At 54.0% G+C, this 291-nt stretch carries 1 protein-coding gene; it reads left to right on the plus strand.

The genetic code is table 11. From position 1 onward, the window contains the following. Nucleotides 1-291 (plus strand): nucleoside recognition domain-containing protein (locus PZC42_RS20810; protein ID WP_277213987.1); only part of this gene is annotated, 291 nt, incomplete at both ends.

Consider the following 291-nt stretch of genomic DNA (forward strand, 5'->3'; position numbering starts at 1 on the left):
GTTTGTGTTTGGTGGTCTGGCGACTGACGCAGGCCTCTGGAGTTTCGCGATCAACGTTTTGCCGATCATCGTATTCTTCTCGGCATTAATGTCAGTGCTTTACCATCTCAGAATCATGCAGGTAGTTGTCACGCTGATTGGCGGAGGGCTGCGATGGGTAATCGGCACGCGGGCCGTTGAATCGCTGAATGCGGCAGCAAACATTTTCATCGGCCAGACCGAGGCGCCGCTCGTCATTCGTCCATATCTGAAGGGACTGACCGAGCCGCAATTGTTCGCTGTCATGGTTTC

Source organism: Isoptericola croceus (assembly GCF_029382255.1).
GTDB lineage: Bacteria > Actinomycetota > Actinomycetes > Actinomycetales > Cellulomonadaceae > Isoptericola > Isoptericola croceus.